The organism is Pseudomonas putida (assembly GCF_050989985.1).
In the GTDB taxonomy this organism is placed as follows: domain Bacteria; phylum Pseudomonadota; class Gammaproteobacteria; order Pseudomonadales; family Pseudomonadaceae; genus Aquipseudomonas; species Aquipseudomonas putida_AI.
In genome coordinates, this window is the sequence record NZ_CP158815.1 from 2,465,238 (window position 1) to 2,479,071 (window position 13,834).

Below are 13,834 nucleotides of genomic sequence, written 5' to 3' on the forward strand. Positions count from 1 at the left end.
ACCTGTCGGTCAAAACACTGAACCTGTAGGAGCGAGCCTGCTCGCGATAGCGGACTGTCAGCCAATGCCCATGTTGAATGACCCACCGCTATCGCGAGCAGGCTCGCTCCCACAAGGGATCGCAGTCTTCGCAACCTTGACCGACAGGTATTTGGCCGCTTGTTTCCACAACAATAAGAGCGCCCCCCACATGAACAATCCGAGTGCCGAAAGCCTGGCCATGCCAGCCGCGACCGCAACCGAACGTGCCACCAGCGTGCGCTGGCGGATCTTCCTCATCATGCTGATGCTGACCGCGATCAACTACATCGACCGGGCTTCGCTGTCGGTGGCCTTGCCAATGATCTCCAGCGAATTCCAGATTCCGCCGGCCCTTGAAGGGCTGATGCTCAGCGCGTTTTTCTGGTCCTACGCGCTGATGCAAATCCCCGGCGGCATGTTGCTGGACCGCTTCCACACCCGCCGCGTGATTGTCGTCGCAACGGTCGCCTGGGGCGCGTTCCAGGCCCTGGCCGCCGGCGCGCACAACTGGATCACCCTGTTGATCACCCGCATGGGCCTGGGCGTTGCCGAGTCGCCGATCATGCCGGCCGGGGCCAAGCTCAACGGCGCCTGGCTGACCCCCAACGAACGCGGTCGCGGCGCGGTGCTGGTTGACGGCGGCGCACCGCTGGGCAGTGCCTTCGGCGCGATCATCATTGCCGGGCTGATCGCCTGGTTCGATTCCTGGCGCATCGCCTTCGTGATCGCCGGCGTCGGCACCATGCTCGCCGGTGTGCTGGCCTGGAAGTACATCCGCAACCATCCCAGCGAGCACCCGGGCGTCAACGCTGCCGAGCTGGCACACATCACCGCCGGCAACGCCACGGTCAGCAAGGCCGGTGCGGTCACCAGCATCCCGTTCAGGGAGCTGCTCAAGGACCGTTCGGTACTGGCGATGTTCGCCGGGTACTGCTGCATCCTCAGTGTGTTCTACGGTTTGCTGACCTGGATGCCGAGCTACCTGCACCAGGCCCACGGCCTGAACATTTCCGGCATGGGCGGCGCGACCTTCCTGATCTTCATGTGCGGCTTCGTCGGTGAGCTGGTTGGCGGCTACCTGGGCGATAAATGGAAATCCAGCGGTGCCTCGCCGAACCTGGTGATGCGCAGCATGTTCAGCGGCTCGGCGCTGGTGGCGGCATTGTGCATGCTCGGCACCGCCTATACCGCGCAGGCGAGCCAGGCGATCGGCCTGCTGTGCGTGGCGATGTTCTTCATTCGCTGGTGCGGCATGTACTGGTGCATCCCGTCGATCCTCGGCGGCACCTCGAAAACCGGCGTGCTGGCCGGCACCATGAACTTCTGCGGCAACATGGCCGGGGTGATCGTGCCGATCCTCATCGGCTTGATCGTGCAGTTCACCGGCTCGTATTTCCTGGTGCTGATCTTCTTCGTGGTCATGGCCCTGCTGCTGGCGATATTCTCCAGCCTGATCGATTACCGGGAGCGAGGACTGGTTTGATGCAAGCAAGGCAGGCAGGCGTTGACATCGACAGCGTGGTGGTCGGCGCCGGAGTGGTTGGGCTGGCGGTGGCCAGGGCGTTGGCCATGAGCGGACGCGAAGTGATCCTGGTCGAGGCCGGCGAAGGCATCGGCGTCGGGATCAGTTCGCGCAACTCCGAGGTGATCCACGCCGGCATCTACTACCCCGGCGGCAGCCTCAAGGCGCAGTTGTGCGTGGAGGGCAGGCAACGCCTCTACGCCTACTGCGACGAGCGCGGCGTGAGTTATCAGCGCCTGGGCAAGCTGATCGTCGCCAGCGATGAAACGCAGCAGGTTGCCCTGCAAGGTTTGCTGGAGCAGGGCCGGCGCAATGGGGTTGATGACCTGCAATGGCTGGATGCCGATCAGGCGCGGGCGCTTGAGCCGGCGTTGTCCTGCGTCGCCGCGCTGTGGTCGCCGTCCACCGGCATCGTCGATTCCCATGGGTTGATGCTGGCGCTGCAAGGCGATGCCGAAGCCCATGGTGCGTCGCTGGTGCTCCATACGCCATTGCTGGCGGCGCGGCGTATCGAACAGGGGTTCGAGTTGCAGATGGGCGGCGCCGAGCCCATGACCTTGAGTTGTCGCGAGCTGATCAACTGTGCCGGGTTGTTCGCACCCGAGGTGGCCGGCCGCATCCAAGGCCTGCCCGCGCAGCACGTTCCTGTCCCGCGCTTGTGCAAAGGCAGCTATTTCAGCTTCAGTGGCCGCGCGCCGTTTCGCCACCTGGTGTACCCGGCGCCGGAAAGCGCCGGGCTCGGCGTGCACATGACCCTCGACCTCGGCGGCCAGGCACGGTTCGGGCCGGACGTGGAATGGGTGGATCAGATCGATTACCGGGTGGACCCGGCACGGGCCGACGGTTTTTATGCAGCGATCCGCCGTTACTGGCCGGGCCTGCCGGATAACAGCTTGCAACCGGCCTACAGTGGCATTCGCCCGAAAATCAGCGGCCCGGGCGAGCCGGCCGCGGATTTTCGCATCAATGGCCCGGCCGAGCATGGCGTGCCGGGGCTGGTGAATCTGTTCGGCATCGAGTCGCCAGGCCTGACCAGCTGCCTGGCGTTGGCCGAGCGTGTAGTTCAGCAGCTTGCATAACCCCCCTGTGGGAGCGAGCCTGCTCGCGATGAACCAGAGAACGGCGCGGGGTGTCAGGTACCCAGCGTCATCGTTGACGACCATCGCGAGCAGGCTCGCTCCCACAGGTATGAGTACAGGGGGGGGACGACCGGTAATCAGTGCCGGCGCCGTCCGTCGCGGTTAGCGCTATCCTTGGTAGATGCGCTCTTCGCCATCGGAGACATCTGATGATCAATGTACGCACTGCCCGCATGCTCGCCGATTACCGACAATGGGCCAATCGGCGCCTCTTCGACAATCTGTCGCAACTGCCACCCGGCGAAATCGAAAAAGAACGTGCCGGGATTTTCAAGAACATGATCGGCACGCTCAATCATATCTATGTGGTGGACTGTCTCTGGCAGGCTCACCTGGAAGGTCGCGGGCACTGTTTCACCACGTCCCATGATCTGGTCCATCCCGCATTGCACGAGCTGCGCCTGGCGCAGCAGGACGTCGATCACTGGTACTGCGACTGGGCGGCCCGGCAAAGCGATGCCTCGCTGGACCGGCCCGTGCGCTTCACTTTCCTTTCCGGGGAAAGCGGCACCATGAGCGCCGGTGCGATGCTGATGCACGTGGTCAACCACGCCAGCTATCACCGTGGCTGGATCATCCAGATGTACTTCGAAATTCCGGCCATGCCGCCCATGACCGACCTGCCGATCTACATGCGCGAGACCGACCCGCATTTCAACTCGCTCAATGCCCCGGCAGTGGAGCCGACATGTGCTCCGCAATTCGCGAGCGCAACCAACGTTCTGCCGGATCGTTATCGTTGACGCCGTTCCAGACCATGGACAGCTCGGACAGGTTGATCTCGAACGGTGCGTCATCAGCACGCAGCTGAGGGCTGCCCCTGACCAGCGCACAGGCCGCGTAATCCGGCACCGTGGCGAGCATGTCGGTGCCGGCGAGCAAGTCGCGCAGGCCGGCAAATTGCGGCACCGCCAGCACCACCCGACGCGAACGGCCGATGCGTGCCAGATCGGTGTCGATCGCCCCGGTCAAATCCCCGGAAAACGACACCAGCGCATGGGGACGCTCGCAATACTCGTCCAGGGTCAACGTGCCTGGCCGGTTATCGCCGCGCAGTATCTTCACGCTCAAGTCCCGCAGCTTCTTGCGCTTGGCATTGGCCGGCAGTTCCGTGGTGTAGCTGATCCCCACGGAAATCTCCCCGGAGGCGAGCATCGGCGACATCAGCAGAAAATTCACCCGCCGCACCACGATCACCACATTCTGGGCCTCTTCGCGCAGCTGCTTGAGCAAGGGTGGAAACAGGCCGAATTCGGCGTCATCGGACAGGCCGATGCGAAACACATCGCGGCTGGTGGACGGGTCGAAATCCTTGGCCCGGCTGACCGCACCTGAAATGGTGTCCATGGCCGGCTGCAACTCCTTGAGAATCGCCAGCGCCCGCTGGGTCGGCTCCAGCACCCGGCCGTTGCGCACCAGCAGCGGGTCATCGAACAAATCCCGCAACCGAGCCAGCGCCGCACTCACGGCCGGCTGGCCAAGGAACAACTTCTCCCCGGCCCGGGTCAGGTTCTTCTCGAACATCAGGGTTTCGAAAATCACCAACAGGTTCATGTCCACGCGGCGCAGGTCGTTGCGGTTCATGTGGGGGGGCTCGCTGGGGGAGGGTGGATATTTTCAGTAAAGCAGCAAACTGTGGGGGGCGGGCGGGTTGGGACTTTGATAGGTTTGTGTCGATTTGGTGGTTTTGATTAGTTATCAATGGAAGGATTTAAATTGACGGAGTTCGAATTTACATCTGAATAGCAACAATGCTCGGTAAGGTCTGTTCACTATTTAAAGTGTTGTCTTTTAGTTATTTTTGTTGTCCGATTTATGGGAAGCGCGAATTTATATTATCAATCCATGATATCCCCTTGATTGAGGCGCCTAGACGATTAAGTTCAATAATGCGGAGGGTGAGTGTGTATACGTTTTTGTTGGACCTTACATTCTTTTCGTAAGGGCTCATTAGAAACTCCCAGTCACCACGTTTGAAATTTATTATCTTTCCTGATTCATCTCTAATGGCAACTCTTTCGAGCATTTGTATGTCTTTCGGTTCTACGCTGAGAGGAGGGGGTGCGCCTTTGTATTGATGGGGTACAGCGATGTTTGATTTTTCCATTTCTCTTAACTGTGGTAAGGATTTTTTTAGCGCTAGTGTTTCAAGTGTGGGGTAGTTATGGGCGAAGGCGACAGTCTTTTTGAAAACATCGACTTGAAGTTTTTCTCTGCGTGCCAGGAGGCGGGTATTGAGTTTTTTTATTATGATTAAATCTTTTACTTTTTGTATAGCTCCGGCCCAAGAAATTCTGGGTGCCATCCCCGTCGGATCATCCAGATTTACCGGATCTCCCACACAGTACGCATACGCATTCCATATCTTCGCCCCAAATGGACTAAGCCTGTCCGGACTGTTGAATCGCATCAACACCGGATTAAACGCTCGATGCCCGTTCCCCAATAGATAGTGTCCGGTAACGGGATCCGGCCGTTCACCGGTAAAACCCAGCAGGCTGAACAACCCATTGACGGGGTGGCGATGCCCATAGGGCGAATAGGCGAAGGGTTGTGGCTGTTGATCGGCCTTGACGGCGTTATTCACCGAACGTTGTTTGTCACTGGCCAGTAGCGTGGTATCGATTACATCTCCCTCGCTCCGTTGTTGCGCCAACAATTGGTCGCCGTACTGGACGACTGAATACCGAATGGCTCCCTTGGTCTCGGTGGCCAGGCGGTTTTTGTTGTAAAAACACTGTAGCTCGGACTCACCTGGCAACGCGCGGGCGACCAGTTGGTCGAGGGCGTTGTAGTGGTAACGACAGAGCAGGGTTTCGCGGGGGAATGGCATGGGCGAGTGCTCCGACAGCCCGTTGTTTTGTCACTCAGTGTTATCCATCACGCGAGGGATGGGAACTATCAGAACTGCTAGGTTTGCGGTGTGTAGGTCTTGTGTCCGGGATCTGATTCCGGCGCAAAACCTGTGGGAGCGAGCCTGCTCGCGATAGCGGTGGATCAGTCGACATCTGCGTTGCCTGTTACTCCGCCATCGCGAGCAGGCTCGCTCCCACAAGGGGGACATTCGTCAGATAAATGCGACCTCCGGACAACGCATGGCGTTGGAGGCCAGCAGGGCTTCGATTTCTTCTTCGGAAAAAGCGAAATCCCGTAATACCTCCCGTGAATGCTCACCCTTGTCCGGCGCCGGTGCGTAAGGGGTTTGCGCCGCTTCCAGGCTGTTGATCGGAAACCCCGGCACCCGTACCACGCCATGTTGCGGGTGATGCAGGTCCACCAGCATGCCGTTGCTGGCGATCTGCGGGTGGGCCAGCACATCGCTGTAATCGCTGACCCTGGAGCAGAGGATGTCGGCCTCGCGAAGCACCTGCAGCCAATGGGCAACACGGCGGGTGCGGAACACGTCGGTCAGCGCTTCGACCATCGCCTGACGGTGCTCCACACGCTGCGCGGAGCTGGCGAAGCGCGGATCGTCGATCCACTCCGGATGCCCGAGTACACCGCACAACGCCGGCCAGCGATTACCGTTGTACGCGGCGACCATCAGCCAGCCGTCCGCGGCTTCGAAGGCTTCGTTGGGCGCGGAGTAGGGCGCGGCGCTGCCGATGCGGGTCGGCAGTTTGCCGTCGCAGAGGAAGCTGGCCAGCGACGCCTGTTGCAGCGCCAGTGCGGAGTTCATCAGGCTGACGTCGAGGTGGCCGCCGAGGCCATCCCGGTTGCGGGCCTGCAACTTGGCCAGCACCGCCATGCAGGCCATGTAGCCGGTGACCACATCCACCACTGGCGCCTGCACCTTGGAGGGAGCCGAGCCCGGCGTGCCGATCAGGCTCATCAGCCCGGAATCGGCTTGCAAAATGCCGTCGACCCCGGCCCGATCCGCGTAGGGACCTTGCTGGCCGTAGGCGGAAATCGAGCAGTAGATCAGGTTCGGTTTCAGCTCGGCCAACGCCTCGTAGCCCAGGCCGAGTCGGGCCATGACTCCGGGGCGCATGCTTTCGATCAGCACGTCGGCCTGCAACACCAGGCGCTTGATCACCGCCACGCTGTCCGGGTGCTTGAGGTCCAGGCTCAGGCCCAGTTTGCCGCGATTGAATCCGTGGTACAGCGCGCTGTCCTCACCGACCCAGGCAGGCCCCAGCGTGCGGCCCAGCTCGCCTTCGTGGGGTTCGACCTTGATCACTTTGGCGCCCATGTCGGCCATCAGCATGGTGGCCGTGGGGCCGGCGGCGATCTGGGTGAAGTCGAGGACGGTCAGGCCGTCCAGTGCGTTGCGTAACATCTTCGCCTCCTCGGGCCGCTCAGCGGCCCTTGTACTGTGGAGCGCGTTTTTCGGCGAAAGCCTGGCGGCCTTCGATGCGGTCTTCGGTGTCGCGCAGCACGCCCCAGTAGAGTTCGGTCAGGCGCTGGGCCTCGCGGTCGCTCAGGTGCGCGGTGCCGCGCGCCAGGGTTTGCAGGGCCTGGATCGCCAGCGGCGCTTGCCGGGCAATCAATTGCGCCAGTTCCAGCGCGCGTTGCAGCAGGGCTTCACGACTGTCCAGGCGCTCGGAAATCAGTCCTATGGACTCGGCGCGCGTGGCGTCGATGCGCACCCCGGTCAGGGCCATTTGCAGGGCGTGGGCCGGGGGGACGGCGCGCATCAGGCGATGCAGGCCGCTGACGGCCGGAATCGAGCCGACCACCGCTTCCGGCAGGCCGAAGGTGGCGCTGGAGCTTGCGATGCGCAGGTCGCATTGCAGCGCCAGTTCCAGCCCGCCGCCGAGGCAGTGGCCGTTGATCGCCGCGATCAGGGGCTTGTGCAGGTCCAGATCGGTGAGGTCCATCAGGCGGATATAGAGCCCCGCGTCCGCCGCCGATTCGTTGGCGAGAAACAGCGCCTCGGCGTAGGAGGCCTTCGAGTCGCGGGTGCTCTTCAGATCGGCACCGACGCAGAACGCCCGCTCGCCGCTGCCGGTGATCACCGCCGCGCGCAGGTCACGACGGTCGCGCACCTCCAGCAAATGGCCGCGCAGGGCGTGGAGCGAGTCCAGATCCAGGGCGTTGAGCGCCTGCGGCCGGTCGAGGGTGATCAGCGCGACGGCACCGAAGGTTTCGAAAGTGACGGTCATGGCATGGCCCTCACACACTGGCCGAGGACAGGCTGCGCCCGCCGCACACGTAGAGGGTTTGCCCGGTGACGTAGCTGCTGGCCGGGGCTAGGAAAAATTCCACGGCGTTGGCGATGTCGTCCGGCGTGCTGATACGTTTGACCGGCACGGTGTCCTTGAGCCTGGCCTGCACTTCAGGGGCGAAACTCTGGAACAGCGGCGTGTCGACGATACCCGGCGCGATGGCGTTGACGGTGATGCCCTTGGCGGCGAACTCGATGGCCAGGCTGCGGGTCAGGCTGACCACGCCGCCCTTGGCCGCCGAATAGTTGGCCTGGCCGAAACCGCCGAGCCAGGCCCGGGACGACATGTTGACGATGCGCCCGAAGGCGTTGTCGAGCATCAATGGCAAGGCGGCCTTGCAGCACAGGAATTGCGCCCGCAGGTTGGTGTCCACCACCAGGTCCCAGTCCTGCTCGGTCATGGTGAGGAAGCGTTTGTCGCGCACCACGCCGGCGTTGTTCACCAGAAAATCCAGGCGATTGTGCGCCTCGCGAATTTGCGTGAAGGCTGTATTCACCGCTTCACCTTCGGCGAGGTCGAGGGCGATGCCGGCGACTTTCAGGTCCGCCGATTGCAGCGCGTCGATGCTGTTGTTCAGTGCCTGTTCGTCGCGGTCCAGCAGGTAAACGAACACGCCTTGATGCGCCAGGCGTTGCGCGATGGCCAGGCCAATACCACGGGCTGCGCCGGTGACGACGGCGACCTGGCCGATAGAAAAGTTGTTCATGGCTTCAGACTCCGAGGATGTGCACGGCGGACGCCGCATGGTCGACCCCGGCAATGCCGCCGCCGGTGCATTGCGCCAGGCCCAGGCGCGGGGTGCCCGCTTGGCGGTCGCCGGCGCGGCCTTGCAGTTGCCAGAACAGCTCGACCATCTGCGCAACGCCCGTGGCGCCCAGTGGATGACCCTTGGCCAGCAGGCCACCGCTCGGGTTGACCGGCACCCGGCCGCCGATGGCAGTGGCGCCGGAATGCAGCAAGGCCACGGCTTCGCCGGGTGCTGCCAGACCCAGGGCTTCGTAATACAACAGCTCGGCAATGGTGAAGGCGTCGTGCAGCTCGACCACACCGATATCGCTCGGTGCAACGCCGGCCTGCTCGTAGGCCTGGCGTGCGGCGCGGGCGGTGATTTCCGCGTCGAGGATGTCCTCGTCACCGCTTTCGCGCAGGCCGGAGACGATGATCGAGCCCAGCACTTTCACGTCCTTGCTGTGCGGGCCGGGCTTGTTGCCCAACACCAGCGCGGCGGCGCCGTCCACTTGCGAAGGGCAGCACTGCAACAGGGTCAGCGGGTCGGCGATCATCCGCGAGGCCAGCACTTCTTCCAGCGTCACTTCGCTGCGTTGCTGGGCGTAGGGGTTGAGCGAACCGTGACGACGGTTCTTCACCGCCACGGCGGCGAGGTCGGCGGGCTTGGCATCGCGCTCGTGGAGGAAGCGGGTGCCGCGCATGGCGTAGACCGCAGGCAAGACCATGCCGGCGGTGGCGTACAGATCGGTCATACGGTCGTTGCGCTGCATCGGAATCATGCCGCCACCGAGGGCGGTGAGTTGCTCGATGCCGAACACCAGCACCCGTTCGTACTGCCCGGCGAGCAAGGCGTGGCGGGCCAGGTGCACGGCGGTGGCGCCGCTGGCGCAGGCGTTTTCGATGTTGTAGACCGGGATGCCTTTGAGGCCCAGATCGCGCAGGATCACCTGGCCGAGAATCATCCCGCCCAGCACGTTGGCGCAGTACACCGCCTGGATGTCCGCCAGTTGCAGGCCGGCGTCGGCCACCGCATCGAGGATCGCCCGTTGCGCCAGCTCAGGCGCCATGACACCGGGGTGACGGCCGAAGACGGTCATCGCGCCGCCCATTACATGCATCTGGCTCATGGACGTGCCTCCAGGGACTGGAAAATGTAGCCGTAGGTCTCGTGGGCAATCACCCGGCATTGTTCGCCGATGGCGGCGCGGCCGGTGAGGCGCCCGAACAGGCGTACCGGGCCGGGCAGGTCGACATAGGCCAGCACGAACGGCGGCAGTCCGCTTTTCGGGCTGGGGTGCATGATGGTGAAGCTGTAGACCCGGCCTTCGGTGTCGAGCACGGTGTCGTCGAATTCAGCGCTCAAGGGCGACTCGGCAGTGACCGCAGGAAAGAAGATTTCGCCGCTGCGACGATGGCGCGAAGCGAGCAGCTTCGGCGGCGTGGTGGCAGCCCAGACGGGCGTGGAAGAACTCATGATGACCTCCTGTTGTTATGGGCTCGCGAGCGAGTTCTGGAGGTCATGGTCGGGCAGGGGCAGGGGGGCCGACAAACGAGATAAAAACCGGGGTGGGTTGAGAAAAAATCAAATGATGGGCGGCCAGACTATCGAAGAACTGCCAGCTGAAATGCATTCACTGTAGGAGCGAGCCTGCTCGCGATGGCGGCGTGTCAGTCGATACAGGTGTTGGATGTGCTGGCCTCATCGCGAGCAGGCTCGCTCCTACATTTGATTTGAAGTGCACACAAATCCAATGCACGACACAGACCCTTTGTGGGAGCGAGCCTGCTCGCGATGGCGGTGTGTCAGTCGATACAGGTGTTGGATGTGCTGGCCTCATCGCGAGCAGGCTCGCTCCTACATTTGATTTGAAGTGCACACAAATCCAATGCACGACACAGACCCTTTGTGGGAGCGAGCCTGCTCGCGATGGCGGTGTGTCAGTCGATACAGATGTTGGATGTGCTGGCCCCATCGCGGGCAAGCCCGCTCCCACAGGTTCTATGTGTTATCCAGTCAGCCTTGCAGCTTCACGCCTGCCAACCGCTCCAGCACCTCCACCACATGGGTCATGTCCCGCGCCGGGTCGCCCTCGCTCAGCGCCTGATCAAAAAACTGCTTCACCACCGAACCGGTAAACGCCGGCGCCCCGGCAGTTTCCGCTTCGGCCAAAAACAGCCGTACATCCTTGCGCATCAGATCCAGGCGAAAGCCGAAATCGAACTCGCGGCGCATCACCGTCCCGGCCAGGATCTGTTCGCTGGTGAAGCTGCGCGCCGTGCTGGCGTTGAGCATCTCGACCATCTGCCGAGCATCCAGCCCGGCCTTGACCCCGAACAGCATCGCTTCACTGGTAGCGACCAGCGTGGTGGCGACGATCATGTTGTTGACCAGCTTCAAGGTCTGGCCCAACCCCGGTTCAGTACCGATGTGCTCGACCTTTTTGCCGAACGCCCCGAACACCGGCACGCAACGCTCATAGGCGCTGCGATCACCAGCCACCATCACCGACAAGGTGCCGTTCTGCGCACCGGCCACACCACCGGCCAGCGGCGCATCGAGGGCGTTGATGCCGCGCTCGGCAAGCGTGGCGTGCAGCCGTCGGGCCAGGCTCGGGCCGGTGGTGGAGTGGTCGATGAGGATGTTGATCTGCTGGCCGTGGATCACCCCGTCAGCGCCCAGTACCACCCGCTCGACGATGTCCGGGGTGGGCACGCAAACCAGCACGATTTGCGCATGGTCGGCCACTTCCCGCGGTGTGGCGAAGCTGCGCGCGCCACGGGCCAGCAGCGGCGCAAGGGCCAGGGGATTGGGATCGGACAGGCACAGGTCGAAGCCGTTTTCGAGCAGGTGCCGGGCCATTTTCTGGCCCATGGCACCGAGGCCGATAAAGCCGATTGAAGTGGTCATGGCAGGTCTCCTTTTTGTTGTTGGAGAGCCATGCTAGGGACATCGGCCAAACGTCGACAAAGCAGTTTTATGCAGCCTGGCGTTGAGTAAATCTCAAGCCTGATCCCCGGTGATGCGCGCCTGCTCCAGAATCCATTCGCGGAAAATCCGCAGGTCATCGCTTTCCTCGCGATGCCTTGGCGTGAGCAGGTAGTAGGTGTACACGCCCATGTCCACCACCTGCTCGAACGGACGAATCAGGCTGCCGTCCTGCAACTCTTTGCTGACCAGAAACAGCTGCGCCATGGCGATACCCTGGCCGCCGACCGCAGCGGCATAGACCATCGACGAGCTCTGGTAGGACATGCCGGCCTGGGCATCGACTTCACGGCTCACCCCGGCGGCTTCCAGCCAATAACGCCAGTCTTCGGGGCGGGCGATGGAGTGCAGCATGGTGTAGCCGGCGATGTCGGCGGGAGTTTGCAGGCCGGGCCCGTGTTGCAGCAACGACGGGCTGCACACCGGGGCCAACACGTTGTTGCTGAGCACGTAGCAATTGCAGTTGGGCCACTCGCCGGAACCCAGGCGGATCGCGGCGTCGATGTCTTCCTTGTAGAAATCCACCGGCTCCAGCGAGGCCGTCAGCAGCACTTCGATCTTCGGGTTCTGCGCGTGGAAACTCGCCAGCCGCGGGATCAGCCACTGCATGGCGAAGGTGGTGTAGGCGCGCACCTTGAGCTGGCGACGGCGGGGCGGCGACATGAGTTTTTTCGTCGCCCCGCGCAAGTCTTCGACGATTTTCGCCACTGCGCGAAAGTACTGCTCGCCGGCAGCGGTGAGGGTGATCTGGCGGTGGCCACGAACGAACAGGTCGAGCTTGAGAAATTCTTCCAGCGTGCGGATCTGCCGACTGACCGCGCCGGGGGTGACGTTCAATTCATCGGCGGCCAGGGTGATGCTCAGATGCCGGGCAACGGACTCGAATGCGCGAATGGCATTCAGCGGTGGCAGACGATCCATGGTGGGCAGGCTCTTGTTCTTATGGGAGGTGCGGCGCGCAGTGTACGTAAAGCAGAGCCTAAACCCACTTGATTAAAACTCAAGGTAGAGGGGTGTTTTTTTCGGTTGTCCGGTGTTGGCATTTAGTGACGGACTTTCAGCAGCCTAACTGTATATTTCAACTGCTTCTGATCAAGTTTACTTTCTCGATTGCGGCGTCAATCTCCAATAACAGCTGTTTAGGGCGTCTTAGGTTTTCATGTTCAAAGATCGCTTTACGGTGATCTCTGCGAAGCCTCATAACTGAGTAATTCGTTACGGAACCGCTGGCGTCTCTATGGGCAGCTTTGTTTAGTGAATTCAAATTTTCTTGTAGCTGGGCGGTAGTTGGTTTGGGTTGTCCAGATTCGATTATTCTTGGCAGATTTTTATATTTCGGGGGAACGGGGGCGCTGATTCTATGCGATGACTTCTGGAATTGCTCTAACGCTAAAGCTTCCAGTTTCTGTGGGTGAAAGCGTTGTAAATATGATTTATTGGTATCGGAGTGAAGTTGAACAAAGTTTTTTGTTTTTCTGTCTGTAATCAGTTGCGAAATGCTGGATTGAATTTTACGGAGTCCATCTGCATCGGAAGCAGCAATGAGCTTGGATATTTTCGAACGGGCAATTATCGTCAGAGTAATGTCACGCCAGATTTTCAATGCCGAATGCCCCGTCTTGTCCAGCAGGTTTATCGGGTCTCCCAAACAGTATGCATACGAATTCAATCCCCCTTCCCCAAACGGACTCAAATTGTCCGGACTATTAAACCGCAGCGAAACAGGATTAAACGCCCGATATCCATTCCCTAACAAATAATGCCCAGTCAACGGATCCGCCAGTTCGCCGTTGAACCCCAGCAAGCTGAGTAACCAACAGGCAGCGGGACGGTAGCCGTAGGGCGAATAACCGATGGGCTGTGGCGAATGGTTCGTCTTGAGTGTAATAAGCACTGAACGCTGCTGATCGGTTGCCAATAGGGTAGTTGAGGACACGGCGGCGCTCCTGGCTTCAAGGGCTGGAAGCTTGAGTATCCGCGCAGCTGGCGAAACTGTGTACTAACAGAACTGATAGTTTCAGCCAAACCACTGTAGGAGCGAGCATGCTCGCGAAAAACCAGAGGGCGCCGCTGGTTGTCTGGTTCAACGCGTTATCGTTCACAACCATCGCGAGCGAACTCGCTCCTACAGGGGTGTGGTTTATGTGATCGCACTTGATTAAAACTCAAGGCAGCGGGGTGTTTTTCTCGATTGTCGGGCGTGGGCCCGGCTTTCAGGATCGAAGTCCGCGCGCCTGTCCGGGGCGTGTTCGAACCTGACAACAATAAG

The 13,834-nt window shown here is 61.3% G+C and carries 13 protein-coding genes; 3 read left to right on the forward strand and 10 right to left on the reverse strand.

Annotated elements, in window-relative coordinates:
- Positions 1-190: 190 nt before the first annotated feature.
- The 3 genes from ABTV29_RS11420 (at position 191) to ABTV29_RS11430 (ending at position 3,425) form a co-directional block, all read left to right on the forward strand.
- Positions 191-1,504 carry an MFS transporter gene (locus ABTV29_RS11420; RefSeq protein ID WP_433770249.1) on the forward strand — a complete coding sequence of 438 codons (1,314 nt, stop codon included), beginning with the start codon at positions 191-193 and terminating at the stop codon, positions 1,502-1,504.
- Positions 1,504-2,622: an NAD(P)/FAD-dependent oxidoreductase gene (locus tag ABTV29_RS11425; protein ID WP_433770251.1), complete on the forward strand. Its 1,119-nt coding sequence runs from the start codon at positions 1,504-1,506 to the stop codon at positions 2,620-2,622. The genes ABTV29_RS11420 and ABTV29_RS11425 overlap by 1 nt, the downstream gene beginning before the upstream one ends.
- 209 nt (positions 2,623-2,831) lie before the next feature.
- Positions 2,832-3,425, forward strand: a complete 594-nt coding sequence (locus tag ABTV29_RS11430) for a DinB family protein (RefSeq protein ID WP_433770253.1) — start codon at positions 2,832-2,834, stop codon at positions 3,423-3,425.
- On the opposite strand, the gene ABTV29_RS11435 is transcribed toward ABTV29_RS11430, so the two are convergent.
- The 10 genes from ABTV29_RS11435 to ABTV29_RS11480 form a co-directional block, all read right to left on the reverse strand.
- Positions 3,346-4,266 carry a LysR substrate-binding domain-containing protein gene (locus tag ABTV29_RS11435; RefSeq protein WP_433770255.1) on the reverse strand — a complete coding sequence of 307 codons (921 nt, stop codon included), beginning with the start codon at positions 4,264-4,266 and terminating at the stop codon, positions 3,346-3,348. The genes ABTV29_RS11430 and ABTV29_RS11435 overlap by 80 nt on opposite strands.
- Positions 4,267-4,495: 229 nt before the next feature.
- Positions 4,496-5,515, reverse strand: coding sequence for an RHS repeat-associated core domain-containing protein (locus ABTV29_RS11440; RefSeq protein ID WP_433770256.1), 1,020 nt, complete (start codon positions 5,513-5,515; stop codon positions 4,496-4,498).
- 234 nt (positions 5,516-5,749) lie between these two features.
- Positions 5,750-6,961 (reverse strand): CaiB/BaiF CoA transferase family protein, encoded by a 1,212-nt coding sequence (locus tag ABTV29_RS11445; RefSeq protein ID WP_433770258.1) that lies wholly within the window; start codon positions 6,959-6,961, stop codon positions 5,750-5,752.
- 19 nt (positions 6,962-6,980) lie between these two features.
- Positions 6,981-7,787 carry an enoyl-CoA hydratase/isomerase family protein gene (locus tag ABTV29_RS11450; protein ID WP_433770260.1) on the reverse strand — a complete coding sequence of 269 codons (807 nt, stop codon included), beginning with the start codon at positions 7,785-7,787 and terminating at the stop codon, positions 6,981-6,983.
- A gap of 10 nt (positions 7,788-7,797) precedes the next feature.
- The gene (locus ABTV29_RS11455) at positions 7,798-8,556 is read right to left on the reverse strand and encodes an SDR family NAD(P)-dependent oxidoreductase (protein WP_433770261.1); all 759 of its coding nucleotides are present in this window, start codon (positions 8,554-8,556) and stop codon (positions 7,798-7,800) included.
- A 4-nt stretch (positions 8,557-8,560) separates the two neighbouring features.
- Positions 8,561-9,706, reverse strand: a complete 1,146-nt coding sequence (locus tag ABTV29_RS11460; RefSeq protein ID WP_433770263.1) for a thiolase family protein — start codon at positions 9,704-9,706, stop codon at positions 8,561-8,563.
- Positions 9,703-10,053 (reverse strand): Zn-ribbon domain-containing OB-fold protein, encoded by a 351-nt coding sequence (locus tag ABTV29_RS11465; RefSeq protein ID WP_433770265.1) that lies wholly within the window; start codon positions 10,051-10,053, stop codon positions 9,703-9,705. Before ABTV29_RS11465 ends, ABTV29_RS11460 begins: the two co-directional genes overlap by 4 nt.
- Positions 10,054-10,593: 540 nt before the next feature.
- Entirely contained in the window at positions 10,594-11,487 is an 894-nt protein-coding gene (locus ABTV29_RS11470; protein ID WP_433770267.1) for an NAD(P)-dependent oxidoreductase, read from the reverse strand.
- A 93-nt stretch (positions 11,488-11,580) separates the two neighbouring features.
- On the reverse strand, positions 11,581-12,486 hold the full coding sequence (gene gcvA, locus ABTV29_RS11475; protein WP_175390987.1) for a transcriptional regulator GcvA: 906 nt from the start codon (positions 12,484-12,486) through the stop codon (positions 11,581-11,583).
- A gap of 157 nt (positions 12,487-12,643) precedes the next feature.
- Complete coding sequence (locus tag ABTV29_RS11480) at positions 12,644-13,501, reverse strand: RHS repeat-associated core domain-containing protein (RefSeq protein ID WP_433770269.1); 858 nt, start codon at positions 13,499-13,501, stop codon at positions 12,644-12,646.
- Positions 13,502-13,834: the final 333 nt, after the last annotated feature.

What these genes read in the sequence shown, in the direction of transcription:
- ABTV29_RS11420 (WP_433770249.1), top strand. Translation starts at nt 191, where the DNA reads ATGAACAATCCGAGTGCCGAAAGCCTGGCCATGCCAGCCGCGACCGCA.
- ABTV29_RS11425 (WP_433770251.1), top strand. Translation starts at nt 1,504, where the DNA reads ATGCAAGCAAGGCAGGCAGGCGTTGACATCGACAGCGTGGTGGTCGGC.
- ABTV29_RS11430 (WP_433770253.1), top strand. Translation starts at nt 2,832, where the DNA reads ATGATCAATGTACGCACTGCCCGCATGCTCGCCGATTACCGACAATGG.
- ABTV29_RS11435 (WP_433770255.1), bottom strand. Translation starts at nt 4,266, where the DNA reads ATGAACCGCAACGACCTGCGCCGCGTGGACATGAACCTGTTGGTGATT.
- ABTV29_RS11440 (WP_433770256.1), bottom strand. Translation starts at nt 5,515, where the DNA reads ATGCCATTCCCCCGCGAAACCCTGCTCTGTCGTTACCACTACAACGCC.
- ABTV29_RS11445 (WP_433770258.1), bottom strand. Translation starts at nt 6,961, where the DNA reads ATGTTACGCAACGCACTGGACGGCCTGACCGTCCTCGACTTCACCCAG.
- ABTV29_RS11450 (WP_433770260.1), bottom strand. Translation starts at nt 7,787, where the DNA reads ATGACCGTCACTTTCGAAACCTTCGGTGCCGTCGCGCTGATCACCCTC.
- ABTV29_RS11455 (WP_433770261.1), bottom strand. Translation starts at nt 8,556, where the DNA reads ATGAACAACTTTTCTATCGGCCAGGTCGCCGTCGTCACCGGCGCAGCC.
- ABTV29_RS11460 (WP_433770263.1), bottom strand. Translation starts at nt 9,706, where the DNA reads ATGAGCCAGATGCATGTAATGGGCGGCGCGATGACCGTCTTCGGCCGT.
- ABTV29_RS11465 (WP_433770265.1), bottom strand. Translation starts at nt 10,053, where the DNA reads ATGAGTTCTTCCACGCCCGTCTGGGCTGCCACCACGCCGCCGAAGCTG.
- ABTV29_RS11470 (WP_433770267.1), bottom strand. Translation starts at nt 11,487, where the DNA reads ATGACCACTTCAATCGGCTTTATCGGCCTCGGTGCCATGGGCCAGAAA.
- gcvA (WP_175390987.1), bottom strand. Translation starts at nt 12,486, where the DNA reads ATGGATCGTCTGCCACCGCTGAATGCCATTCGCGCATTCGAGTCCGTT.